We start from the raw sequence: 26,044 nt of genomic DNA on the forward strand, positions 1-26,044 counted from the left end.
GTGACTTTATCACGCAAAAAAAACTAAAGGCCCAAGTTTTAATCCTTGGGCCTTTAGTTTTAATTTTTCTTTAAAATTAAAATATAAAAAGTAATACTAAAAATTCAGCACTACTTTTAACCAGCAAATTCTATTTGAACTGTTTTTGTTAAAATATCTGAATAACTATATGTCACTGTCCTTTGGGTGTCGCTTCCTAATCTTACAACAAATATACTTGGATAAGTTTTTTCAATAACTCCGTTACTTACTATTACCTTTCTTCTGCCGTTATTAGCTCTTAATGTAACTTCTTCGCCAATATGATTATCTATCTCGTTTTTAATTGAAACTAAGACATTTCCCTTCTTCAAATAAAACACCCTCTCTCTACATCATCTATTATACTATAAATAAACAAAGATGTCAAGCAAACTAAATATTTTATCACTAATTTATCTGTTTTGTCAATATTAATTTTTTATGAACTTTTTCCAATAAATCAGCGCTTTTCTCTCAAATGTAAAGATTTACTTTGAAAATCACCTTATACTATTTATTATTGTCAATAGCCTTATTTTTATTCACTTTTTATTAGTTTATTTTACTAGAATATTTATTAAGCGAACTTTGATTTTGGATAACCTTCTCTATATTTACCTCTAGTTTGTAAGCCACCAATTCCATCTATTCCTGTTATGGTATCTTTTATAACTTCTTTAACTGAAATTACTTTTTCAACATTTGTATAAGCAATTTTTTCAGTTAAAAAAACTGGATCTAAGCAATGAATCAAAACCCGGTTAGGCGAACTTGCAAAATTAGCCCCTGCATCCAATATAGCTTCATAACAAGATTGACAAGCCCCTGCAAAAATCACCAAGTCATCATATCCGGTAACATAACCTCTCAATATAGAAACTGATTGTACGAAGTACTTAGAATTCGTATAGTTATCAATATCCATATAATCTCTTGCTTTTTTTACTATAGAATCATGACCTGTTAAAACCACAATATCCGGTCTATGTTCCTTAACTAATTGCAAAACCTGCTCTGGTTGTTTTTTTTCATTAATAACTTTACCTACAACCTCTAAGTTTAATTGTAGATAGGTTTTTAAACAAACATCTAAATATTCTGCATCTCCATCTATATGAAGTATTTTCCCCGGTCTTCCAAACAATAAACTATTCTCAACTTTTATATTTTTATTACTCCTGACCATTAGCTTTGGGTGACTATTTTCTTCCCCTCTACTCATAAGTATTTTCTTTATATTTTTATTTATCTCTTTATCAAAAACTTCATCATTCTTTTTCACACAATCTCTCGTTGCAAGTTCTAAATCCATTTCAGGAGAATCTGCAATAATTCTTAAGTTGAGTCCTTTTAAAACGTAAATAGTTTTATTTTCAATTATTTTTATATCTATAATTTTAAATGTTATATCTTTTCCATAAGATTTTCTTACAACTACATCTCCTATGTCCAATAAACCATCTCCTAAAAAGTCATACTATATACTATGATTAATATATGCTATAGGTTACAGATTACTTCATTTTATAGGTATTCAAGTTCAACTATTCCCCATTATTATTCATTAATGTGTTATAAAAAAGAACACCTTTATTAATCAAAAGTGTTCTTTTCTATCAATAACTATTTAGTTTTTACTTTTATTTTCTTAACAAAATTAAAATTATTCTATTACCAATTCATTGTTTTCCATTTCATCTCCATAATAAGCTTCTTTTAAATTTTCATAAAAAGCAACTTTAGATGTATGAATATATGGCGTTAACCAAAGGAATCCTATGCAAATGGTCATTAAGCTTAATATGCTCCATCCTATAAAGCTTAAATATAATAAAAACAGTTTTATTTTAAAACCTTTCATCATTTTCTTACTCTGAGAAATACATTCCATAGCATCATAATCTTCATTATCAATTGAAATATAAAAAGCAAGTTCATATTTATATACTATAATTCCATATATGATTGATGCTATAATAAAAATAACAACCCCAATTGCTATACTCCCTACAATGATAGGTAAAATACTTTCAAAATCTTGCAATTCATTCCCTGTAAAATTTTGTTTAGATAAATTCATTATAGCTGGTACGGATATAATACCTATAATTATTAATGTTGGCACAAATACTGCAAATGCCCAAAGTATTGAAAATATGAAAATCAATAAATTCAACAAAAATGTTTTCCCAAACTTTGCAAATCCACTAAATAAATCTTCAATTTTACTATTATTATTCCTAATTAAATTTAAAAAGAAAGTAGATAAACCAAATAATAATGGACCTCCTATTATAAAATTAACTAAGGAACTTAAATTTGATACTACTTGCCCATTGCTTGTGTTCATTCCTACAACATCCTGTGTTTGTAAATAATTAAACGAGGAGATTGTATCTCCAATGCTAGTTATACTTACAACAACTGAAATTCCTGAGGTTATAATAGTAAAAATAAAACACACTAAAATTGCCATACCCCATCTTCCGCTTAATGATTGACGTGCTGTTCTTTTAATTTCCCCAATGCTCTTAATTTTTTCTTTATTATACTCCATAGTCTTGCCAGGCTATTGCCCTACCCCCTTACTTTATTTTTTGTAATTACTCTTTATAATTTTACAATAACTTCAATATAATTACAAGAAAACCTTTCATATATAAAACCATGCAAGCCTCACTTACATGGTTTTATATTTTATTCATTTTGATTATAAGTTTTTTTAAATTCTTCAATGAATTTATTAAATAATTCTTGCTCATCATTTAATGATTTTAGTTTTTTGTGCAGGGCAGCAGTTCCCCAACTTATTTCATTATAATAATACCTGTTTGCTAATCTCCAATATCTTTGTGGGAATAAAAGAAATGCGAATAAAACTCTATATTCCTCTTCTTTTAATGGATTTATCTTATTATAAGTATCTATAACTAAATTACAATATTTAATATCCCAGTCCCTACGTTTTAAAACCTTAATTAAATAATTTGATAAATCGTACACTCTAAGCTCTCTTTTGCAATAATCAAAATCTATAACATTAAGATTATTATCATCACCTATAATTAAGTTGTGATAAGTATAATCGTGATGACAAAAACTCTTTTCCTCTTCAGTTAATTGACATAATTCCATATAGTTTGAACTATTCAATATATCCATTGATCTTATTCCAATTTTTTTATAAAACTCCATGCTCTTCATGTATTCAAAATCAAAATCTGTCTTTCTATGCCTTTTTCTACACATACTTTTCATTTTGTCTAAGGAACTTACTCTTTTTTCCATTAAATGTGGCCATCTTCCTAAATCTGTTTTTAGTTTACTGTTCTCTGGTGGTTCATAGCCTTTACTTGCAATACTCATAAGAGCTAAATTTTCTGTAGCTACAATCAAATCCTCATCATTATGAAAATCACATTCTCTTCCTTCAATCCACTGAGAAAGAGTGTATATATCTTCATTAACTACCGCATAAGGTTCCTCTTCTGTATTCAAATCATACTTGTCGATATTTTCGAATCCATTACTTAGCAAATGTTCCTTTGCCCCGTATACAAAATATAATTTTTGGACTCCATAATTAATTCTCTTCAAGCATCTATTCCCTTTATTTGTTTTTAAAAAGTAAACTCCTTTTTTAGGTTTCATACTTTCAATATGGATATCAAACTGTCTTTCTATTTCAAATTCCCTCATCAATATAACCACCTCCATATAAAACTATATGTATTTAATTCTTTTTTTAGAATACCTACTTTAGGAAAACATATTACATTAAAGTCTCATAAAAATACTAAATCATAAAATATTGCGCTCCACACAAATATAAAGTTTTACTACAAAGTATGTCGTTGTGTATTAACAATTTAATCACTATTCTAATATAATGGAGTATAGTTATTTTTATGAAGGGAAAAAAAATGAGAATTGGATTAGATGGTCGTGCGGCTTATTGGTATAGAGGTACAGGCATAGGAACCTATACTTATGAGCTTATTTATTCTTTACTAAACTTCAGTAAAGAAAATGAATATATGCTTTATGCTCCTTTTAACTATGAATATAATTATCCTGTAGATGAAAAATTAAATATAAACTATATAAATAACTGTACTAATAATATTTTTTGGGAGAATGTAAACAACCCACTTCACCCAATAGATAGTAGCTTAGATATTCTGCATACCCCGCAAAATGGTATAGGCATTCCTTTGAATAGTAAATTCAAAAATATAATTACTCTACATGATATCATCCCCCGTAGAATGCCTAGTACAGTAAGTGATTGCTATCTTAATATTTTTAATATAGAAATAAATAACATTCTTAATAATATAGATGGAATTATAACCGTTTCTAATTTTTCTAAAGAGGATATTATCAAAGAATTTAACTACCCAAGAGATAAAATTTTTGTTACTCATCTAGCTAATGAAGAAATATATAAGCCTTTATGCAAAGAATTCTGCAAAAAAGTCTTAAAAAAGAAATACTCAATTGATTATGATTATTTATTGTATGTGGGTGGTTTTAGTCCTCGTAAAAATATCCTTGGACTAATCAACTCTTTTAGTACTTATATCAATAAAGCTTCTTGTAATTTAAAGCTTGTTATCGTTGGAAGAAAGGGTAAATCCTATGAAATTTATAAAAAAAGAGCTGAAGAATTAGGTATAGCTAATAAAGTTATTTTTACAGGATTTATTCCCGTAGAAGATATGCCAATATTTTATAATGGATGTAAAATATTTTTATACCCTTCTTTTTATGAAGGTTTTGGACTCCCCCCTTTGGAGGCAATGTCATGTGGAGCACCTATCATAGCTTCCAACGTAACCTCCATTCCTGAAATTTTAGGAGATTCAGCTTATTATATAGATCCTTATAACATAGATGAATTGTCCCTTGCAATTGAAAGGGTAATGATGGATGTAGACCTAAGAGAAAAAATGATATTTAATGGATTTATTAAAAGCAATGAATATACTTGGAAAAAAACTGCTCAATCAACCCTAGCAGCCTATACCTCTTTAATCAAATAAAAAGCTTTCGCTTAAGCGAAAGCTTTCCTTTACTGTAAACTGTTCTATTATTGTCTTACTTCTGATAAAATTTCATTTTCTAATTTTTTAACGTCTGGAACATAGCTCTTAAGCAATTTCATATTTCCTTTTAATTGGTATTGCCCAAGAGTAGCAGGAATCATAATGCTATCTCCCATATTAATTTCTTCCACACCCCAATTAGATGTGATTATACCGTTACCTTCAACACAAGTAAAAATATAAAATCTATCTTCATCTGCTTCTTCAACACAAGCGTTATTAATATCATACATTTCTAATGAAAACTCGTTACACAAACATAAATAAGTTTTAGAATATCCATCTCTTTTAATAGTAAGCCCTTCAGACTTTTCGCCTTTTAATCCTAAATCAATAACATCTAAAGCTTTTTCAACATGGATTTCTCTTCCTCTATTGTAATCATAGAATCTATAAGTAGTATCACTATTCTGTTGTATTTCTGCAATTACAATACCAGCTCCTATAGTATGAATCAATCCACTTTTAATAAAATAGGTGTCTCCTTTTTTAACTTTTACAACATTCATGTAATCTTCTGTTTTTCCTTCTTCAACTGCTTTTCTTAATTCTTCTTTTGTACATTTTTCTTTAAGTCCAACTATTAAAGTAGCACCTTCATTAGCATCCACAACATGCCAAACTTCTGTTTTACCCATATCATTTTCAACTCTTTTTCCATATTCATCATCTGGATGAACTTGAACAGACAATTTATCACTAGTGTTTAAAAACTTTATTAATAAAGGGAACCAATCTTTTGAAATCTTTTTTCCTAATAATTCTTCACCATACATATCAATTAAATTTTGAAGTGACTTTCCCTTTAATTCCCCATTTTCAACTATACTCATACCATTTTTATGGCATGCCACATCCCAACTCTCACCGATTTGTCCCTCTGGAAGATTATATCTGAATTTTTCTAAATCTCTTCCACCCCAAACTTTTTCTACATAATAATTTTCAAACTTTAATGGATACATATTTTTACTCCTTTTCTACACGATTTATAGTTTTATATATGAAATTTTTATACTTCTGGTAGTGTTGAACCCCCATAAGGCATTAAAATAACTTTAGCATTGTTTCCTTGTTCCTTTAAAGCCTTATCAATAGCTTCTTGAACATCATTATATGGTTCCATGAATATACTTTCTACAAAATCCTTCTTCATATCAGATACTAAAAATATTTTGCACTTTTGAAGAACAACCGCAATAGCCGCAGCTTTATGTCCCCCAAGTTTAAAATCCTTCTTTATCCTATCAATTAAATCTTCTGATTTTTCAGCACTTACTAACCATTCTTCAAAAATTTGAGAACCTAATCCTTCACTACAAGATGCTAAAAAAATGATTATACCCTTATCTTTTACAGCATGTTTTGCATTATCAAGGGCCTTTTGCGCTTGATATAAATTTAAATCCTTAGGATAACCTCCAGGTGTAGTTATAACTACATCCGCTTTTTCTTTTATTTTTATTTTATAAAAACTATCTAAAAATTTGCAACCTTCTCTATGCGCATCCACATGATGCCCTGCTACAGCTTTTATAATCTCTTTTTTTTCACTTAAAACCACATTAAGAATAAAATCTATATTAATAAATTCTGTAACAGCTTCAATATCTATACGTACAGGATTAGTAATCAAATTACCACATCTAGCTTTTTCTTCAACCATTCTAGAATGATTGGCACTAATTGCGGCCTTTGTTGAAACTCCAGGCATAATAGCCTTAGCTCCCCCACTATACCCTGCAAAATAATGATATTCAATATTTCCAAGACAAATCACTCTATCTGCTTCCACAACTTCTCTAAAAATATCCACAGGTGTTCCATTTTTTGTAGTTCCTAAGTGAATAAAATCTTCTCCATCACTATCAACACATCTAATTCTATCATAGATTTCATTTCCAACCAAATATATTTTTTCTTCTTTTGTGTGAGGTCTGTGACTGCCCAATGCAAATATAATACTTATATCTTTATCTAATGCCCCACCCATATTAAGTTCTTCAATAATAGATGGTAAAACTTTTTTAGATGGCATTGGCCTTGTTATATCACTTGTTATTATAACTACTTTTTCTCCTTTATTCACTATATCTTTTAATCTTTTTGAATTTATAGGATTTTCTATTGCTCTTTTAACTTCTTCTTCTCCCCTAAGGTCAATTTTAACTTCATTAGGTTTTAATATGTTCAGAACTTTATTTTCTTCAATATTAAAATCCACTATTTTTTTCCCATACCCCATTGAATATTTCATTAATAACACCCCACTAAATTTAGTTTGTTACTCCATATAACTGATAGCTCATCAACGTATAATTATTCATTTTCTATTTTATATCATTTCAATTAAAAATAAAAGAATTCAGCTTAAAATTAACTGAACTCTATTTAAAATAACTAATATTTAATTTTATAGTATAAAAACATTCTACCATTTGTTTGCATTTTTATTTTTCAAAAGATCCTTCTTTTAATATATTTAAAGGAATATATGCATATTCATTATAATTCTCTTTATAATTTTTACTCAACTTTAGTTTCAACAAAAATTCAGTACTCTCTTTATCACTAGTTACAGTTATATCTCCTCCATTTTTAAGAATTAAATTCTTCACAATGAACAATCCATAACCATGATCATCCTTATTATATTTTCTACTAGAATATCCTTTTTCAAATATTTTATTAATTTTTTCCTTTGGTATTGCAGGTCCATTATTGGAAATAGCCAAATAATAATTTCCCTCTTCTTCATAACTATATAATGAAATAACTTTTGTATCTTCTGTTTCAATTTCATTTAAAGCATTCATTCCATTATCTAAAATATTACTCAATACCGCTATAAAATCATTATCACTAAACTCTAAAAACTCTAAAGAAATCTCAAAATCAACATCTAAATGAATGTTATTTTTTGAAATATTATTGCTTTTAACTGCCAATAATCCATCTACATAAGTATTACCTGTATCATAAAAAATATTTATTTTATCCAATGAATTTATAGTGCTTTTAAGATATGTTCTTATTTTTTCTATTGAATCCTCTTTATTAAGAACACTTTGAGCATAAACGGTGTTTATAATATTGGCAAAATCATGCTTTTCCTTTCTTACTATATCCACTACAGTTTGAAGATTTTCTATATAATCTTCTCTAACCTCATATTTATTCTTAATATTCATAAGCTCTATTTTTTTCCTATAATCCAATATATTGATTAAGATAAAGCCTACAAATACAACATATATAAGCATATTTGTACCATATATTTCTCCATATTTAGCACTCTTTGTTTGCAAATTCAAAATTAAAATAGCTATAAAAAAAACTCCTAACGCATTATACACTAAAGTATTATCCTCTACGTCAATTGAGGCAAAACCTTTTAATTTATGTCTTAATTTAAATATAATTCCTAATCCAATAAACTCCATACCCCTGATAATAATAAAAACAGTTACTCCACTTTTCTCCATTATTGTTTTATCAAGCATATTAATACCTAAAACCTTTGTTGCAATTATTAGTATAATTAACTCAAAAGCCAAAAGATAAATAGTGGAAATTATATTACTTATAAAAGCAACCCATAATTTTGATGTATAAAGTATAGATGTCAACATTGAAGAAAAAACCACTATAAATATAGTATGATATCCAAAAGTAACTTCTTCCCTAATCCAAATAGCAAATAGAGAACTCATGATAACATAAACTATTATTCTAATGATATCTTTATAATTTTTTACTTTTCTTTTAGCCAATAATAAATATATTACTAATACACATAATGCTTCCGTAGGAAAAACTACTAATTTGTAAATAATGCTTGACTTATCCATACTTCTTCTCCTCTATCTCACCTTATAAAAATACATTTTTTTGCAGCATATTAAAATCATTAAAAGATTTTTTTACTGAAAAAATGATAGACAACATTGTACTAAAATATTTAGCAATAAATATAGCTAGCATAATGGCAATTTGATATTTTATTGCTACTAATGGCACTGAACCTCCAAGAATTTGCCCTGTCATCATTCCTGGTAATGATACTAAGCCTATTGTGGCCATAGAAGCTATAGTTGGATTAATTGCCCCTAGTATAGCCTCTCTAAAATAAGGTATCAATGCTTGAACTTTTGTGGCTCCTAAAGTAATAGAGTATATATACTGGTTTTCATTGTTTTTAATATTATAATAAAAAGAATTCAGCCCAACTATATTGCCACTCAAACAATTTCCCAATATCATTCCCCCAATAGGAATCATATATTTTGCATCAAAAACATTGTCCAATCTTACAATAAAACAATTAAAGTATAAAAGTATAATTACTTGAGGAATTAAAATGGAAAAAAATATAGGAAAAAAGAATTTTTTTAATTTTAACTTTGAAGAATTAATAGTAGAAACAGATGCTACAACTATCATAACTATTAAATAAGCTATATTCAAAAAAGAATTATTTAATGTGAATATGTATTGTAGATAAATCCCCACTAAAGACAATTGTATTAACATTCTAACTATAGAATATGTCAAACTTTTATTTATCTTTAATTTCATCTTCCAATTTATTGCCATTATAGGCACAACTAATATTAACAACATCAATAAGGAACCGTATCCTATATCCTTAGTACCCATTATCTTACCACCTTACTAATTTAAATTTATTATTATTTTTCCATACATCATCATGAGATATAACAACAATGGTTTTATCACTTTGAGCTATAAATTCAACAACTTTTTCCTTTAATTCTTTATCTAAAGCTGAAGTTGCTTCATCTAGTAATAAAATTTCTTTATCTAATAACAAAGCAATTATTATTCCAATTCTTTGTTTTTCCCCCCCCGAAAGTTGTTCAAATTCTTTACTTAAAATTTCTTCTTCTAGATTTAAAAATGCCATTAACTCTTTTAATTTTTCATAGTTTAACTTTTTATCTTTATTACCATTAAAAGAAAAAATTTCTTCAATAAGTTGTAAAATCACTTCATTCCTAAACTCTATGCCTTGACTTACATATGATATTTGCTCTCTTACTTCATTTATATTTTTTTTATCAATAACTTTACCATTTAAAAATACTTGTCCCTCATCTGGTTGAACTATCCCTAAAATAAATTTAAATAAAGTAGATTTACCTTTTCCTGAAGGAGCATTTAACAATACTTTTTCTTTATTATTAATTTTTAAATTAAAATCACTAAAAATTTGCTTTTCATTGAATTTCATATTAATATTTTTAAATTCTATCATATATTTTCTCCTTAATAACTAACCTATTGTACCTTTCATTATATCATCAAATTTATATTTTTCATAATTACTATATCTATATATATGATTTTTAATTTCTATAAAATTATTATAATACAAAAAATAAAAACTACGAATATTTCGTAGCTTTTATTTTTTATTTAATTGAATTATTTATTTTTTTGCAGCTATCTCTTATTATTAATTCAGTAGGAATAACTACTTTTTTATGTATTTCTCTATTGTTCCTTAGCTTTTCTAAAATTAGCTCCACTGCAGTTTCACCCATAAATTCAGTATAAACTCTAGTGGTAGTAAGAGCTGGAACCAAATATTCAGCGGTTATTATATCATCAAAACCAATAACACTAATATCATCCGGTACTTTTAAGTTTTTTTCCATTATAGCCTTATAAGCTCCTATAGCCATAGGATCGCTGGAAATAAAAAATGCAGTTGGCACCTGTTTTTTTTCTAATGCTTGTTTCATTAACCTATATCCATCAGCATAACTATAACTTCCCAAACTAATAAAATCTTCATTTAATATATTTTTTTTCTCAAAATATTCTCTATAGGTAAGTTCACGATAATTAACTGTTTTTTCTTTTCCAGAATTTATAAATTCTTCTCCACCTATAAACCCAATTTTTTCATGTCCAAGGGAGCTAAGATAATCCAAAGAACTAGTAACTGCTCTTTTAAAATCTACAACCACAGAGTCAAATAAAATTTCATTAGGAGAGGAATCCACTGTCACTATAGTACTTGAGTTTTTCATGAAATTTTCCATATCTGAATTATCAAATCTTCCGATAGTTATAATTCCATCTAATTCCTCTTCCTTACTAAAATGATCAGCCCTACTTATTTTTACAAACTTTATGTTTTCATCTAGACATCTTTTTTCAATTGCATATCTAATAGATAAAAAATATGGATCTCCTAATTCTTCTTCTTCTGAAAAAAAATGAGCAATTCCAATAGCATAAGAACTTTTTTTTGTTTTTCTTTGTCTCAATGTTACATAATCTAATTCTTCTGCTATTTTGAATATCCTTTTTTTTGTGCTTTCTAATACATTTAAACTGTCATCATAATTTAAAACCCTAGAAACAGTGGCTATTGATACACCTGCTTTTTTTGATATATCTTTTATAGTTGCCATTTTATCCCCAACCCATCATTTATTAACTACTTTTATATATATTTTTTCATTCATTGATAATTATATCACATATTTAAAATTACTAAAAATGATATATTTATCAATAAATGAAATATTTAAATCATTATCATTAAAGTATATGTGGAACTAAAAGCTAAATCAATTTATAATGTTGATTTTCAAGCTAGAAGTTCCACTAAAATACTTTTATAAAATAACTACTATTATATAGCTTTTATTTTGAAAATATTTGAATAAAAATCTTTAACAATTTTTCCATGAGCATCATCAAGTGAACCAGTGAACAATTTACCTACAGGGATACCAAAATTCATTAATTCATCTCCCCAATAATAGTCGTCACTTCCGTTAACTGAATATTTAGTGTTACTTTCTAATCCAGTAAGTTTTAAAGTTAATCTCTTAGGATTTGGTTCATTTAAAACTTTATAATATGCAGCTATAGCTTCTTTCTTATCTTTGGACACTACTGCCCAAGCTGTCACATTTCCATCATTTTCAAAAGGACTAACTATTCTATAAAATTCTCCCTTTTGTATTAATTCTCTATTTTCCTTAAAGAATGTAACTTGTTTTTTTACTATTTCCTTTTCTTCATCGGAGAGCTTATTTAAATCAAGTTCATATCCAAAGGTTCCAAAATAAGCTACGTCTGCTCTCATATCAATTCCTGTTTCTCTTAAAACTTGATGATTAGGAACTGCTGAAACATGAGATCCTATAGAACTAATTGGATAAACAAATGATGTTCCATATTGTATTTTCAATCTTTCTACTGCATCAGTATCATCTGATGTCCAAGCTTGAGGTGCATAATACAACATACCTGGGTCAAATCTTCCCCCACCACTTGCACAAGATTCAAATAAAACCTCTGGGAACTTTGATGTAAGTCTTTCATATAAATCATAAACCCCTAAAATATATCTGTGCATTATTTCTTCTTGTTTATCAGCACTTAAAGCTGAAGAAAATGCTTCTGTTATATTTCTATTCATATCCCATTTAATATATGAAATAGGAGCATCCAATAAAATCTTTTCCATCATAACATAGATATAATCCACTACTTCTTTTCTTGAAAAATCTAGTACAAATTGGTTTCTTCCATGTGAATCTTTTCTATTAGGTGTTGAAATTACCCAATCAGGATGATTTTCATACAATTCACTTATTTTATTAACCATCTCTGGTTCAAACCAAAGACCAAATTTTAAATCTAATTCTTCAATTTTTTTAGCTAAAGAAGTAATTCCATTAGGCAATTTTCTTTTATCAACAAACCAATCCCCCAAAGAAGTTGTATCGTCATTTCTTTTACCAAACCATCCATCATCTAAAACAAACATTTCAATTCCAATCTCTTTAGCGGCTTTTGCAATAGCTAAAATTTTATCTTCATCAAAATCAAAGTAAGTAGCTTCCCAGTTATTCACCAAAACAGGTCTCACTTTATCTCTCCAATATCCTCTTGCAAGTCTAGTTCTGTAAAGTTCATGATAAACTTGACTCATTTTATTTAATCCATTGTCAGAATATACCATAACAGCTTCTGGTGTTTGGAATTCTTCATTTTCTTCAAGATTCCATGTGAATCCTGATGGATTAATTCCTAAAGTTACTCTAGATGTTGCTAAATAATCAACTTCCACCTGAGCAAGGAAATTACCGCTATACACCAAACTAAAGCCTATAACTTCTCCTTTGAACTCATCTGTATTTGGTCTTTTTAATGCTATAAAAGGATTATGATTAGCAGAACTTGCTCCTCTAGCACTATAAACTGATTGAATTCCAGTTTCTAATTTTCTATTTTTAACATGTCTTTCTCTACTCCATGCCCCTGCTAAATGAATCATTTCATAATCATCATCCGGTAAATCTAAAGACATACTCATAGCTGTTGTTAATTGAATTTTTTCTTTACCCTTATTTATAAAGCGAGCACTTCTTGCAATTGCTGCGTATTTTTCAAAAATTGTGTAGTATAATACTAATTCAGTGTTAATAACCCCATCTTCTAAATGTATCTCAAGTGTTGTCCCTTCGTCTTCTGCCTCAACATATGTTGCAGGTAACCCTTGTAATTTATTTTTCCCTTTATATATACTATGATCTTTATATTCAAAATTTGTTATTGAACTTCCATTAACTTGTTTTACTTGATAAGCTGGATTTCTGTAATCACTAGTTCCATATGAAGGATATTCTTGTTTTATTATATCTAAAGAAAATGCTCCATCTTTTTCAAAAACACAGGAAGTCAAAGCTCTTGCCTCAGTTTGTAAAAAATGTTCAAAGGAATCTCTTTCATTTAACTTTTTCCCGAAGTAAAGATTTCCCAATTGATTGTTTTTCAAAATATTTATAATATAGCTTATTTCATTGTTAAACAAATGAAACTCTTTAGTTCTTTCATTAAAAGTAATAGCCATTGTACTTACTCTCCCCTACTGTTTAAATGTCATTATTGATCCCTATCTTTAATCATTTTATTAATATATCTTTTATGCTATTTTAGATAATACTTTATTGTTTATAAATACATGTAATCCTACACCTAAGATTATCATCCAAGCTTTATATGCAACAATAACTACTATTATTGAGAAAATCATTATTAATAATATACTTTTACTAATTTTAAAATTTGCAATATATAATGCTTTTTTTATTGCTTGTAAATATGAATATTCACCTTTAGCTATAACATAAAATATAGTTTGAAAGAAAATAGCGCCTTCTATAGCTATGAAAATCAATAAAGCAAGTATGAAAATATTACCATTAACATTTCTACTCAATATTCTTATGAAAGCGCCTATACCTATAATCCATATAGTAGCTCCTGTAGCTGGTAAAAATTTTTTCACAAAAGTCTTAAAAAACACTGAAATCAATTCTTTTAAAGAAATACTTCCATCTCTTTTTTCTATTCTGTCAAAAGTTGCATAAGCTGCTGTTAAAGCAGCACCTATTGTAATTATAGGCACTGCTGATACTATTACCAAACAGCTTAAAACCATTATATAAAAAGTTGTTTCTCCGTATTCTAAAAATTTATTTTCAAATACTTCTCTTTGAGTAAATTTCATTTAATCACCCTATTTAACTGCACTATCAACCATACCTTTAACAAAGTATTTTTGTAGAGCAATATATAATATGGAAATAGGTAAAATTCCCATTATTGCTGATGCTGCTGCTGCATTTAAGTTTGTTCCTGTCATTGCGAAGAAAGAAGATATTGCTAATGTAACTACCTTCATATTTGGATTTTGTAAGAAATAAAGTGAAAACTGATAATCATTCCATATATTTACACCTGTTAAAATAATTACTGTAGCAGTAATAGGTTTTAGCAATGGTAATATAATTCTATAGAAGATACTAAAATTACTACATCCATCAATTGTTGCTGCTTCATCTAATGCTAATGGTATAGTTTTTATAAAGTTAGTGTAAAGAAATATACTTAAAGGCAATTGGAATGTTACATGAACAACAATTATTCCCCAGAAAGTACTTATTCCCTTAAGTTTTGCCATAAAGCTATATAACGGTACTAACAAACTAAGTGGCGGTACCATCATAATTGCTAGAACGAATGTCATTATAAAAACATTTATTTTAGTATTATTTCTTGAAAGTGGATATGATGCCATAGCTCCTACAAATACTATTAAAACTACTGATATTAATGTAATAATTATTGTATTTCTAAATGCTAATAACATACCCCCACTATTTAAAGCAATACTGTAGTTTTCAAAGAAAAGTTTTTTGGGGAATATCCAATATGATGAAAAATCTGATTGCTCTTTTACTGATGCTACTAAAGTGATATATATTGGTATTATATGAAATAGTGCTACTAGTGTAGCAACAATAGTTTTCCAAGTCGTTTTTTTCTTCATTAATATTCCACTTCCTTTCTATTAAAGATTATTTGAATTACCAATGTGGATGCCAAGATAGATACAAATAACAACAATCCAATTGCTGATGCATATCCAGCTGATTGAGTTAAGAAATAAGTTGAATGTATCAATGTTGATAATGAATGAGTTGTATATCCTGGTCCACCGCCTGTTAATGCTTTGATTACATCAAATAATTTAAGTCCACCAATTAAGTTTAAAGTAACACTTGTTACTATTGAAGGATATAAAAGCGGAAGCGTAATATTTTTAAATTTAGCCCATGTTCCCGCACAGTCTATATCTGCTGCTTCATAATACATAGTTGGTATTCCTTGAAGTCCTGCAAGATAAATTACCATTGAAATACCCACAAATTGTAATGAGTTTATACCTACCATAGTTGCGATAGCTGTACTTGGAACTGATAACCACAATTTTGGCTCCATTCCAAATAGTTTTAAAACATCATTTAATGCACCATTGTCATATCTCAATAAGAAATACCACATGTAACCCATGATTACTGCTGAAATTAAAACTGGTAGATATACTACTGTTCTAGCAAATCCTCTACCTTTAAAATAATTATTAAGTAATAGTGCATAAGTTAAGCCCAATAACTGTTGGAAGAAAGTACTTCCTACACCATAGATCAATGTATTACCAAAAGCAGTCCATACATTTTTATCAGCAAACATTGTTTTAAAGTTTGCGAATCCAATATATTTAAAACTTTGAGAATATCCATTCCAGTTAGTAAAAGCAATTCTTACTCCACTAACAAAAGGATAAACAACAAAAACTATAAACAATAATATTGCTGGAATATACATAAGATTTGTCCACTTCATTGATTTCTTCAAAATATCACCCCTTGTTTAAATAAAGCAGGATATAAAATATCCTGCTTCTATTTGTTTACCTAAATTACTCCCGAATTATTGTGTACGCAGTCTGTCATAATCTTCTTTTAATTTACTTACTACATCATCCATAGTCATTGTTTTTGAAATAATACCTGTTCCTGTTTTACATAATGAATCCCACATTCCGTTTGGAAGGTATTCACGGTCAAAGTATCCAAATCCTCTGAACTTAGTAGCATTTTCGAAGTATGGTGCTAAGTTTCCAGTATCACTTGAGTATCCTTCTCCTGATAATCCAGTAGGCGCTAAGTTTCCTGTAGCTACTTTGTTAATGTTTTCTGATTGAGCTAAGTATTCAACAAATTTTAAAGCTTCTGCTTGGTGTTTGCTATCTTTCCATACTCCTACAGTTGTTCTTTCTCCAGTGATAACAGTAGGTTCGTCATCTGCTGATGCTGCTGGAACTGGAATAAATCCGTAATCACCTTCTGCATTAAACTTTTGTGCTTCGCCTATAACATAGTTACCAAAGAAAGCAAATGCTGCTTCACCTTTAGCTAATTGCTCCCCAACTTCTGGCCAAGTACCTTCAGCTACGTTTTTGTTAACATATCCTGCATCTAATAAATCAGCAAATAATTGAGCTGCTGGTTTGTAGTTGTTCCAATCAAATGAACCATCTTTCAATTCAGCTCTGTAGTTCTTAGCTTCATTTGTAATTAAGAATGATGGTGCAACCCAGTCAAAGAAGTTTCCAACTGTCCAGTCATCCTTTGCTCCTCCAACATAAAGAGGTGTTTTTCCAGCCGCTTTTACTTTTTCGCATGCTGCTTTAAAATCATCCCAAGTTTTGATGGCAAATGGATCAACTCCTGCTTCATCTAATACAGTTTTGTTGAATGCTACACCAGCTACATCATAATCCATTGGTAGAACGAATATATCTCCGTCACCATTTGTAATTACTGGTTTAATTAAAGAATCTATTTTGCTTACCCATGGTTGATCAGTAAGTGGTAGTAAATATTCACTATATCTAGCTACTGACCATCCGTGTGTTGTCCAAAGGTCTGGTAAATCGTTTGCAGCCATTTTAGTTTTCATTGTTGCTTCATAATCTGGAAGATTTGCTAATTCAATATCAATATTTGGATTTTCATTTTCAAAATTGGCAACGATTTCTTCAAGATTTTTGTAAGTAACTTCTGTTTGAGTAAAGTTAACAGCAAAACTTAATTTTACTTTCTCTCCACTTGTTTCGTTTCCTGAGTTTGAAGTGTTACTTCCATCGTTTCCGCTACATCCAACAAGTATTAACATTCCAGTAGCTAACATCATTGCAATAGTTGATTTGATAAATTTTCTTTTCATAGTTTCCCCCCTAATGTGGTTGTGTAATCGTTGACAACCTATGAGTTAATAATATCAGCTTTTTAGTAAAAAAGCAATAGTTTTTCAATAAAATTTTTACTGTTTTTTTATTTTTTTTATTATATCTACTGTTTTTTTATCTTTATATGTGTATATTAACATGTTAATCGCCTAATAACTATGATATTCTACAAGTATTTTTCACATATAATTGATTTTATAATTTTATAGTGTTGCATTCAAAACTAAATCAGTAAATTTTTATTATTTTTTTACTAAAGTTTTTATTGTGATGATAATTAAGGTTAAGTCAACTCTTATATTTTAGTTTTTCTTTTATTGCATTAAATTATACTCCAAAATATCACTATCCATAATTTTCAACTCATTATTCCTAAGTGAAATTCAACGTAAATTTTTAATGATAAAAAAAGCAAAAAAATTGAAGGTAAAGCATATACACCTTACCTTCACTACTTATATTCTATTTATTATTTTCTTCAAATACTTCTTATATTAATTCTACTAATATTAATTCTACTAATTTTTTTCCATACTCTTTGCATCTTTCTATTTCTGTATCATCTGGACTCCACAACACTTTAATTCCATCATTTATAACTTCTAGACCAGCACTATTCAATTCTTTAGTGATGAATTTTATTGATTCTCCACTCCATCCATAACTTCCAAAAGCTACTGCTTTCTTTTCTTTAAATTCTAATCCTTTTATCATTTCAAGAAGTCCCGCTGTAGAAAAAAGAACCCCTTTATTAATAGTAGATGAACCTACAAGTATAGCTTTTGATTTAAATACTTCCCCAAGAATATCATTCTTATCAGCTTTCGCAGAATTAAATATCTTTATAGTTACATCTTTATCCGCTTCTTTTATACCTTCAGCAATTGATTCTGCCATTCTTCTTGTATTGTTCCACATACTATCATAAATAATTGTAATTTGATTTTCTTTATAATTTTTACCCCATTCCATATATTTATTTACAATCTGTAAAGGCTTTTCTCTCCAAATAATTCCATGACTTGGACAAATCATATCTACCGGCAAATTAAAACTTAAAATTTCTTCTATTTTCTTAACCACTAATGGACTAAATGGTGTAAGTATATTACCATAATATTTAATTGCTTCTTGCATAAGTTCCGAATTATCAACTTTATCATTATACATTAACTCTGATGCATAATGTTGTCCAAAAGCATCATTACTAAATAATATATTTTCTCCTGTCATATAAGTAAACATACTATCTGGCCAGTGTAGCATTTTCGCTTCAATGAATACTAACTTGTTTTCTCCTAAATCTAAAGTATCCCCTGTTTTAACTTCAACAAAATTCCAATCTTGATGATATTGACCCTTTAAAGATTTAACAGCATTTTTTGTACAATATATTGGAGTATTAGGAATCTCTTTCATAAGTTCTGGTAAACCACCACTATGGTCAATCTCTCCATGATTAGCAATTATATAATCTATATCCTTTAAATTAACCTCTTTTTTCAAGTTAGCTACAAATTCTTTTGAAAATGGTTGCCAAACAGTATCAATCAAAGCTATCTTTTTATCCTTTACTAAATAAGAATTATATGAAGATCCTCTATGAGTTGAATATTCATCTCCATGAAATTTTCTAAGCTCCCAGTCAATTTTGCCTACCCAAGTAACTTTTTCATTAATTTTAAATCCCATATTTTTTTCCTCCTTATAATCTCTCTTGCTCTATGTATTTATTCTACCCTGACTTTTGATATAATAATGTGATTTAAATCAAATTGTTGTATAATAAATGTAAAAGATGAACTTATTTAATGGAGGTTATTATGTCTAACGAAACCTGTTGTTCTCATAATTGTGCTACTTGCTCAGGCAAAAATTGTGCTAGTAAAGTTACTATTTTTTCAGCTTTACCAGATGATCAATTAAATCAAGTTACAAGTTTAATAACAAGAAAATCCTATGAAAAGGGGGACCAAATTTTTTCTTTAGGAGATGTATCTGATAAGTTATATATTTTAAATAGTGGAACAATGAAAATTTTCACATACACAAAGGAAGGTAAAGAACAAATTCTATATTTGCTTAATGAAGGGGACTTTCTTGGTGATTTAAATCTATTAAAGAAAGGAATTTTTAAATTTAATGGAGTTGCTTTAGAAAAAGTTAATCTTTGCATTATTGATAAAAATGACTTTGATAAATTAATTCATGAAAACCCAAGTATTATTATGAAAGTTTTAGAATATGCTCACGATAGAATTTCTACTCTTGAATCATTGGTACAAACAATTACCACAAAAAATGCAGACACTAGACTAGCTGCTCTTTTAATAAATTTAAGTGAAAATTATGGTGTAGAAACAAAATTCGGCATAGAAATTTCACTACCTATAAGTCGCGAAGATATGGCTAACTATATAAGTTTAACTCGTGAAACTCTAAGCCGAAAATTAAGTGCCTTTCAAAGCGAATACATAATTGAAGTTATTGGTACTAAAAAAATCATAATTAAAAACATGGAATTATTAATGAATTTTGTAAACTAGTAAGCAGCTATACTTTTTTATAATAAGTTTTTTCCATTATAAAATGAATATATACTGCTGTAATTATTAATAAAACCCCTGATAAACTTAATACTATTTGCATATTTCCTACAACTACTGAACCTAGTGTAAATTTAAAATTCTTAAGGCCTCTCAATATAAATGATCCTAGTAAAGTACTTAAAAATCCTATAATTCCACCAATTGCAGCGCTCACACCCAAATATGCTGTACGCCCTTTTTCAGGTGCATATAAAAATTGTATGTTAAATAATGAAATATTAATACCAGACCAAGCTAAAGCTGACAAAATGCTTAACAAAGGAACAAGCACTGGATATGTACCTTTATCAACGAAAACCCATAGAAAATGTACTATTCCTAATAAACCAATAGAAAATTTGGTAGAAAAGAACCAGGAATACTTGTCTGCAAGTTTACCCCAATATTTCATTACCAAAACTCTAAAAACCGCTGCAATAACCCCTATTATATTTATATAACTATAGCTTAATTCCAATCCCGTAACCATATACACTGCAAAATAAGGTCCTCCAATTTGCAATGCCAAGTTCCAAAGAGATGATAAACCAATCATCTTTCTAAATCTTTTGTTACTTCCTACCATGCTAACAATATCTTTTAAATTTATTTCTACCTTTTGTCTGTTGCCAATAGGTTCTTTTACTGAACTTAAAAAGTAAAAGTTAATAAATGAAAGTATTATTACTATAATTGCTAATACTAAAAATCCACTATATTCACTATTTATTCCCCTATAAAAGTCCATAACTCTTCCTATTATTAGTACTATAAGGGTAGAAACTGCTAATGATATACTATCTTTTGTAGCAAAATATTTTCCTCGCATTTTCATAGGAACCAAATCTGTAATCCATGTTGATGCAGCTGGTGTTATAAAAGCTGCTAAACAATAAGCAATTAAATATAATGTAGCTACAGCAATAATTCTATGTGTTTGTCCTTTTATAAAAAAAGGCACAAAAAACATCATTCCAAGGGTAAATCTATATAAAAAACACAAAATAGCAACTAAAAATTTTCTATGCCTTAATTTCTCAAATACAAGAGAAGATAGAATTTGAATTACCCCCGCCATAGCCGGTATAGCCCCTATTATTCCATTAATCTCATCAGAACCACCCAAATATTTTACAAACCCTGAAAGAAAAGCTCCACTGGTCAAAGAAAATATTCCTACCGCTGCTGAACTTTCTGCTATAAAAAGTTTTCTACTTTTTTCATAGTCTCTTTGTTTTAATTCCTCTTCCTTAAAATAAACTTTGTTAATAACACTTTTAATACCCATAAAACTTCCTCCAAAAACACTTGTTAAATAAGTTTTTAATTAAATATCTATAGGGATCCCACTGTGAAACTCAATTTATACTTGTTCCAAAATCTCAGGCTTTTATGAGTTTTGGGGCATGTATAAATTAATAGTTGAACTGGGATACCTCTACCTATTGAATTTATAATTATTTCAACTATTTTTATATAGTTATTTGGCCTATTTTTTATACTATTTGGCTATTAATATATTTGTATTAATTCAAGAATCTTTCATTCTAATTTTACTGTGAAAATAATCATTTTGTTTATAGCACATTTAGAATTAATTTTGTATAATATTAAATGAGTTTTAATATTTTTATTTATATCGAAAATTGTTTTTTTGGCTAAAATTTAATTCTATTAAAAGGTGGTGTTTTAAATGAATTACAACATAGCTTATATAAATTATGGTTGTCACTCTTCCTCTTCTTACTATCCCTTACATAAACATAACTGCTATGAGCTAGTTTACTATATAAAGGGTGCTGGAACTACGAAAATAGATTCTTTAACTCATTCATTTGTTCCAGGGTCTTTTGCCTTGATTTTACCTAGTGCAACTCATGATCAAACAACCATAGAAGATACTAAGATTTTATATATTGGCTTTACTTACAACTCTTCATCTATTGAATTAAAAAACGGTGTTTTTTTTGATAATGCAACAAAAAACATATTAAAATACTTAGAAAAAATAAAAGTCGAATTAATTAATAAAGATTATTTTTATAAAAAGAAAATTGAACTAGTTTTAAACGAACTCTTAATTGAAATTAAAAGAGTTGAAAATTCAAACAATCATAAACTAGATAAAATGAATTCTATAATTAACTTTATAGATGAAAACTACAATCAAAAAATCAACATGGAAGTTCTTTCTCAAATTTCTGGTTATAGCTACCATCGTTTCAGGCACATATTTAAAGATAAAACTGGACTTTCTCCCATAAATTATATTATTGAAAAAAAGATTGAACATTCAAAAAATCTAATTCTTAACACTGATTTATCCATGGCAAGCATCGCTCAAGAATGTGGTTTTTCTAATAGTAGCCAATTTACTACTTTGTTCAAGAAAAATACTGGCAGCAACCCCATAAACTTTCGAAAAATCAAGTCTACGTAAGGTATGTATATATAATATAAAAATCAGAAGAAATATTTTCTTCTGATTTTATATTATATTACCACAAATTTTTAAATCTATTTATATATTACCACTTTCATACTAAAAATATTATTTTCTATATAGTTCCATTGAAGAAAATACTTTTTTATCAAAAGGTATAATTGTAAATTCTAACACTTTAGTTACTGGTTTTAATTTATATTTCTCAAGTTGGCCACAATCCATACCACAGCTACCATTTCCTATACCTGTTTGAGCATAATCAATATTCAAAATAGTTTCTTTTCTTTTCTTCAATTCATAAGTGTGAGTTGCCTCTGATAAGTCCTTAGCAGTATAGTGATGAACACTAACATCAAATCTATCTTTTGCGCAGAATATTAGTCCAACTCCGTTGGCATTTACAATAGATGCCCATCTAGTTTCTGTTTTATTTCCATTTTCCTGCGGAATTATATAATTTTCAAGTTGCTCATCTACTGTACCACTATAAACTCCAACTAATGCACTTTCTTTTTTATCAACATAACTTTCCTGTGGTCCTCTACCAAACCATTCAAAGTTTTCTAATCCTTCTTTTAATTGCATTGTCATTCCAAGACGTGGAATTAAATCAATCTGTTTTTTAGGTATAAAAGTAGATTTAACTTTTATTTCTCCGTTTCCTAAAATTGTATACTCTACAATTGTTTCAAATGCCATATATTCTGCCGGTTTACCAAAATTAGCTTCAACACTTATTTCTACACTAGTATCACTATTATTCAAACTAACTTTTTTCACATTACGCCATAACATATCAAGACCTGTTTGTCTCCATATTCCAGCATCACAATCTGTTCTTTGAATCCATCCTCTTTCATCATTATCTGTAGGGGCTCTCCAGAAATTCTCCACTAACCCTTCATGGATCATCTCTGTTCCATTAATTTTATATGAATCAAAAGTCCCATATACTTTATTAAATTTAATTTCAAATCCTGTACCTTTTATAACAGCTTCTAATTTGTTTTCTACACAAATCAATTCTCTACTTATTTTCACCTCTTTTTTTGCTTCACATTTAACTGGCACTTCTATTTGATTTTGATAAACAAGAAAATCCTTTTGTGCCCATTTAGCTTTTTCTTTATATATAAAATATGTGTTTAAATGATATTCACATTTTTCATTCTGTAATTCCTCAACTTCATAAGGCAATTGAATTTCTTTAGATTCATGAGGTAAAATATTTAATTCATTTATTGTTCCTTCTTTTATTACTTCTGCATCTCTTAACAACTGCCATTTTAAATAAATATGGCTTAATGATAAGAAATCATATCTATTAATAACTTTAATTTTTCCTTTAAGAGAATCAATTTCCTCTACTTTAACAGGTGCAATTACTTGTTTATATTCAATAAGCCCTGTATGTGGTTGTCTATCAGGATAAACCATTCCATCAATACAAAATTTCAAATCATTTGGTTTATCTCCAAAATCTCCACCATAAGCAAAGAATTCTTCACCATCAGCAGTTTTTTGTCTTATACCATGATCTGCCCATTCCCATATACAGCCACCAATAAGTCTTTTATATTTATAAATAGCATCAAAATACTCTTGTTGATTTCCCATACTGTTACCCATAGAATGTAAAAATTCACAAATAAAATATGGTCTTTCCTCATCAGTTCTTTTTCCCTCTTCTATAATTGTATCCACTGAAGGATACATAACACTAATAACATCTACAATCTTTGCATCTAAAGCTGTTTCATAATGAATTGGTCTAGTACTATCTTTTTCTTTGATCCACTTTGCCATAGCATCATGATTTTTACCATAAGCAGATTCATTTCCTAATGACCAAAAGATAATTGACGCATGATTTTTATCTCTTTCTACCATACGAATAGCTCTATCAACAAAAGCTTCTTCCCATCTTTCATCATTATTAATAACTAATGCTTGACCTCTACCATTATCCTTCAACTTTTCATTTCTAACAAATCCATGAGTTTCAAGGTCTGCTTCATCCATCACATATAAACCCAATTTATCACATAACTCATACCAATAAGGATCATTAGGATAGTGTGATGTTCTTACTGTATTTATATTGTGCTGTTTCATTAAAATAATATCTTGTAACATATCAGCTCTTGAAACAGCGTATCCTCTATCTGGATGAGTATCATGTCTATTAACACCCTTGATAATAACAGAAACTCCATTAATAAATAATTGTGAATCTTTAATTTCCACTTTTCTAAAACCTATATTTTCTTTTCTTATATCAATGACTTTTCCATCTTCATTTATTTGACAAATAATCAATTTATATAAATTTGGTGTTTCTGCACTCCATTTAGCAGGCGCTTCTATAATTTCATCTATTTTAACACTTCCATTAACTATTTCCATACTTTTTTCAATAATGGAGTTTCCTTGCTCATCAATTAACAAGAACTCAACACTTCCGTTACTAGCTTCAACATCCACAGTAACATCAAGAATACCTTCAATATAATCTTCTTTTAAAAGACTATTTACATGAATATCTTTAATATAATTATTTTCTGTTGAATAAAGATATACTTCTCTGAATATACCATTAAGTCTCCAAAAATCTTGATCTTCCAAGTAAGTCCCTGAGCACCATTTATAAACTTCAACAGAAATCAAATTTTCTTTTTCAACTAAATATTTTGTCACATCAAATTCTGATGGAATATGACTACCTTCACTATATCCCACTTCTTTCCCATTCACATAAACTGTAAATGATGAACATACTCCCCCAAAATGTAACACAACTCTTCTTTCCTTCCAATCCCTTGGTATATTAAATGTTGTTCTATAACATCCCACTGGATTTTCTTCTGGCACATTTGGTTCATCAACAGGAATTGCATAAGCAACATTCGTATAAACAGGTATCTCATACCCATGCATCTGCCAACATGAAGGGACAGGTATTGTGTTCCACTGACTATCATCATAATTAACTGCAAAATAATCTTCTGGCACATAAGCTGGATGATTATAATAACTAAATTTCCAATCTCCATTTAAAGACATAAAATAACTTGAAAAACCTCTTTCGTTTTTCAATGCATTGTCAACTGAATCATAGCTTATTTTAGCTGCATGAGGTTTTAGTGTGTTTCTATTAAGTATCGTTAAGTCTTTCCAATAATTTTTAACCATGTTTTAACCACCTTATTTATTAGTTTAGTTGCTTATTTAG

The 26,044-nt window shown here is 28.5% G+C and carries 21 protein-coding genes; 3 read left to right on the forward strand and 18 right to left on the reverse strand.

Annotated elements, in window-relative coordinates; translation table 11 throughout:
- Positions 1-116: 116 nt before the first annotated feature.
- The 4 genes from BUB83_RS06720 to BUB83_RS06735 form a co-directional block, all read right to left on the reverse strand.
- Positions 117-353 (reverse strand): Veg family protein, encoded by a 237-nt coding sequence (locus BUB83_RS06720; protein ID WP_073337682.1) that lies wholly within the window; start codon positions 351-353, stop codon positions 117-119.
- 245 nt (positions 354-598) lie between these two features.
- A complete protein-coding gene (yabG, locus tag BUB83_RS06725; protein WP_073337683.1) occupies positions 599-1,474 on the reverse strand; it encodes a sporulation peptidase YabG in 876 nt (291 codons plus the stop codon).
- Positions 1,475-1,684: 210 nt separating this feature from the next.
- Positions 1,685-2,578 (reverse strand): DUF975 family protein, encoded by an 894-nt coding sequence (locus tag BUB83_RS06730; RefSeq protein ID WP_073337684.1) that lies wholly within the window; start codon positions 2,576-2,578, stop codon positions 1,685-1,687.
- A gap of 140 nt (positions 2,579-2,718) precedes the next feature.
- A complete protein-coding gene (locus tag BUB83_RS06735; protein WP_073337685.1) occupies positions 2,719-3,723 on the reverse strand; it encodes a CotS family spore coat protein in 1,005 nt (334 codons plus the stop codon).
- Between the two features lie 221 nt (positions 3,724-3,944).
- On the opposite strand from BUB83_RS06735, the gene BUB83_RS06740 reads away from it, so the two are divergent.
- Positions 3,945-5,066 carry a glycosyltransferase family 4 protein gene (locus BUB83_RS06740; protein WP_073337829.1) on the forward strand — a complete coding sequence of 374 codons (1,122 nt, stop codon included), beginning with the start codon at positions 3,945-3,947 and terminating at the stop codon, positions 5,064-5,066.
- A gap of 47 nt (positions 5,067-5,113) precedes the next feature.
- On the opposite strand, the gene BUB83_RS06745 is transcribed toward BUB83_RS06740, so the two are convergent.
- The 12 genes from BUB83_RS06745 to BUB83_RS06800 form a co-directional block, all read right to left on the reverse strand.
- Positions 5,114-6,094, reverse strand: a complete 981-nt coding sequence (locus BUB83_RS06745; RefSeq protein ID WP_073337686.1) for a type I phosphomannose isomerase catalytic subunit — start codon at positions 6,092-6,094, stop codon at positions 5,114-5,116.
- A gap of 47 nt (positions 6,095-6,141) precedes the next feature.
- Positions 6,142-7,386, reverse strand: a complete 1,245-nt coding sequence (gene larAH6 / locus BUB83_RS06750; RefSeq protein ID WP_073337687.1) for a nickel-dependent malate racemase, LarAH6 family — start codon at positions 7,384-7,386, stop codon at positions 6,142-6,144.
- A 193-nt stretch (positions 7,387-7,579) separates the two neighbouring features.
- Entirely contained in the window at positions 7,580-8,980 is a 1,401-nt protein-coding gene (locus BUB83_RS06755) for a sensor histidine kinase (RefSeq protein WP_073337688.1), read from the reverse strand.
- Positions 8,981-9,002: 22 nt separating this feature from the next.
- On the reverse strand, positions 9,003-9,788 hold the full coding sequence (locus BUB83_RS06760) for an ABC transporter permease (protein ID WP_073337689.1): 786 nt from the start codon (positions 9,786-9,788) through the stop codon (positions 9,003-9,005).
- Positions 9,789-9,792: 4 nt separating this feature from the next.
- Entirely contained in the window at positions 9,793-10,407 is a 615-nt protein-coding gene (locus BUB83_RS06765) for an ABC transporter ATP-binding protein (protein ID WP_073337690.1), read from the reverse strand.
- 157 nt (positions 10,408-10,564) lie between these two features.
- The gene (locus tag BUB83_RS06770) at positions 10,565-11,575 is read right to left on the reverse strand and encodes a LacI family DNA-binding transcriptional regulator (RefSeq protein ID WP_073337691.1); all 1,011 of its coding nucleotides are present in this window, start codon (positions 11,573-11,575) and stop codon (positions 10,565-10,567) included.
- A 224-nt stretch (positions 11,576-11,799) separates the two neighbouring features.
- Positions 11,800-14,031, reverse strand: a complete 2,232-nt coding sequence (locus BUB83_RS06775) for an alpha-galactosidase (protein ID WP_073337692.1) — start codon at positions 14,029-14,031, stop codon at positions 11,800-11,802.
- A gap of 72 nt (positions 14,032-14,103) precedes the next feature.
- Positions 14,104-14,691 carry a DUF624 domain-containing protein gene (locus tag BUB83_RS06780; protein ID WP_073337693.1) on the reverse strand — a complete coding sequence of 196 codons (588 nt, stop codon included), beginning with the start codon at positions 14,689-14,691 and terminating at the stop codon, positions 14,104-14,106.
- Positions 14,692-14,700: 9 nt separating this feature from the next.
- Positions 14,701-15,513: a carbohydrate ABC transporter permease gene (locus tag BUB83_RS06785; RefSeq protein WP_073337694.1), complete on the reverse strand. Its 813-nt coding sequence runs from the start codon at positions 15,511-15,513 to the stop codon at positions 14,701-14,703.
- A complete protein-coding gene (locus BUB83_RS06790) occupies positions 15,513-16,382 on the reverse strand; it encodes a carbohydrate ABC transporter permease (RefSeq protein ID WP_084133438.1) in 870 nt (289 codons plus the stop codon). Before BUB83_RS06790 ends, BUB83_RS06785 begins: the two co-directional genes overlap by 1 nt.
- A 75-nt stretch (positions 16,383-16,457) precedes the next feature.
- The gene (locus tag BUB83_RS06795) at positions 16,458-17,756 is read right to left on the reverse strand and encodes an ABC transporter substrate-binding protein (protein ID WP_073337695.1); all 1,299 of its coding nucleotides are present in this window, start codon (positions 17,754-17,756) and stop codon (positions 16,458-16,460) included.
- A 511-nt stretch (positions 17,757-18,267) separates the two neighbouring features.
- On the reverse strand, positions 18,268-19,470 hold the full coding sequence (locus tag BUB83_RS06800) for an anaerobic nitric oxide reductase flavorubredoxin (protein ID WP_073337696.1): 1,203 nt from the start codon (positions 19,468-19,470) through the stop codon (positions 18,268-18,270).
- A 131-nt stretch (positions 19,471-19,601) separates the two neighbouring features.
- On the opposite strand from BUB83_RS06800, the gene BUB83_RS06805 reads away from it, so the two are divergent.
- Positions 19,602-20,324, forward strand: a complete 723-nt coding sequence (locus BUB83_RS06805) for a Crp/Fnr family transcriptional regulator (protein ID WP_073337697.1) — start codon at positions 19,602-19,604, stop codon at positions 20,322-20,324.
- A 7-nt stretch (positions 20,325-20,331) separates the two neighbouring features.
- Here the strand turns inward: BUB83_RS06805 and BUB83_RS06810 are convergent, their stop codons facing one another.
- On the reverse strand, positions 20,332-21,654 hold the full coding sequence (locus tag BUB83_RS06810) for an MFS transporter (RefSeq protein ID WP_073337698.1): 1,323 nt from the start codon (positions 21,652-21,654) through the stop codon (positions 20,332-20,334).
- A 405-nt stretch (positions 21,655-22,059) separates the two neighbouring features.
- On the opposite strand from BUB83_RS06810, the gene BUB83_RS06815 reads away from it, so the two are divergent.
- Positions 22,060-22,806 (forward strand): AraC family transcriptional regulator, encoded by a 747-nt coding sequence (locus BUB83_RS06815; protein ID WP_073337699.1) that lies wholly within the window; start codon positions 22,060-22,062, stop codon positions 22,804-22,806.
- Between the two features lie 111 nt (positions 22,807-22,917).
- On the opposite strand, the gene lacZ is transcribed toward BUB83_RS06815, so the two are convergent.
- Positions 22,918-26,004: a beta-galactosidase, LacZ type gene (gene lacZ, locus BUB83_RS06820; protein WP_073337700.1), complete on the reverse strand. Its 3,087-nt coding sequence runs from the start codon at positions 26,002-26,004 to the stop codon at positions 22,918-22,920.
- Positions 26,005-26,044: the final 40 nt, after the last annotated feature.

Origin of the sequence: Clostridium grantii DSM 8605 (assembly GCF_900129965.1) — a bacterium.
GTDB lineage: Bacteria > Bacillota > Clostridia > Clostridiales > Clostridiaceae > Clostridium_AF > Clostridium_AF grantii.

Excerpts from the sequence above, each read along its gene's own strand:
- BUB83_RS06730 (WP_073337684.1), bottom strand. The coding sequence starts at position 2,578 with ATGGAGTATAATAAAGAAAAAATTAAGAGCATTGGGGAAATTAAAAGA.
- BUB83_RS06740 (WP_073337829.1), top strand. The coding sequence starts at position 3,945 with ATGAGAATTGGATTAGATGGTCGTGCGGCTTATTGGTATAGAGGTACA.
- BUB83_RS06745 (WP_073337686.1), bottom strand. The coding sequence starts at position 6,094 with ATGTATCCATTAAAGTTTGAAAATTATTATGTAGAAAAAGTTTGGGGT.
- larAH6 (WP_073337687.1), bottom strand. The coding sequence starts at position 7,386 with ATGAAATATTCAATGGGGTATGGGAAAAAAATAGTGGATTTTAATATT.
- BUB83_RS06755 (WP_073337688.1), bottom strand. The coding sequence starts at position 8,980 with ATGGATAAGTCAAGCATTATTTACAAATTAGTAGTTTTTCCTACGGAA.
- BUB83_RS06760 (WP_073337689.1), bottom strand. The coding sequence starts at position 9,788 with ATGGGTACTAAGGATATAGGATACGGTTCCTTATTGATGTTGTTAATA.
- BUB83_RS06765 (WP_073337690.1), bottom strand. The coding sequence starts at position 10,407 with ATGATAGAATTTAAAAATATTAATATGAAATTCAATGAAAAGCAAATT.
- BUB83_RS06770 (WP_073337691.1), bottom strand. The coding sequence starts at position 11,575 with ATGGCAACTATAAAAGATATATCAAAAAAAGCAGGTGTATCAATAGCC.
- BUB83_RS06775 (WP_073337692.1), bottom strand. The coding sequence starts at position 14,031 with ATGGCTATTACTTTTAATGAAAGAACTAAAGAGTTTCATTTGTTTAAC.
- BUB83_RS06780 (WP_073337693.1), bottom strand. The coding sequence starts at position 14,691 with ATGAAATTTACTCAAAGAGAAGTATTTGAAAATAAATTTTTAGAATAC.
- BUB83_RS06785 (WP_073337694.1), bottom strand. The coding sequence starts at position 15,513 with ATGAAGAAAAAAACGACTTGGAAAACTATTGTTGCTACACTAGTAGCA.
- BUB83_RS06795 (WP_073337695.1), bottom strand. The coding sequence starts at position 17,756 with ATGAAAAGAAAATTTATCAAATCAACTATTGCAATGATGTTAGCTACT.
- BUB83_RS06800 (WP_073337696.1), bottom strand. The coding sequence starts at position 19,470 with ATGGGATTTAAAATTAATGAAAAAGTTACTTGGGTAGGCAAAATTGAC.
- BUB83_RS06805 (WP_073337697.1), top strand. The coding sequence starts at position 19,602 with ATGTCTAACGAAACCTGTTGTTCTCATAATTGTGCTACTTGCTCAGGC.
- BUB83_RS06810 (WP_073337698.1), bottom strand. The coding sequence starts at position 21,654 with ATGGGTATTAAAAGTGTTATTAACAAAGTTTATTTTAAGGAAGAGGAA.
- BUB83_RS06815 (WP_073337699.1), top strand. The coding sequence starts at position 22,060 with ATGAATTACAACATAGCTTATATAAATTATGGTTGTCACTCTTCCTCT.
- lacZ (WP_073337700.1), bottom strand. The coding sequence starts at position 26,004 with ATGGTTAAAAATTATTGGAAAGACTTAACGATACTTAATAGAAACACA.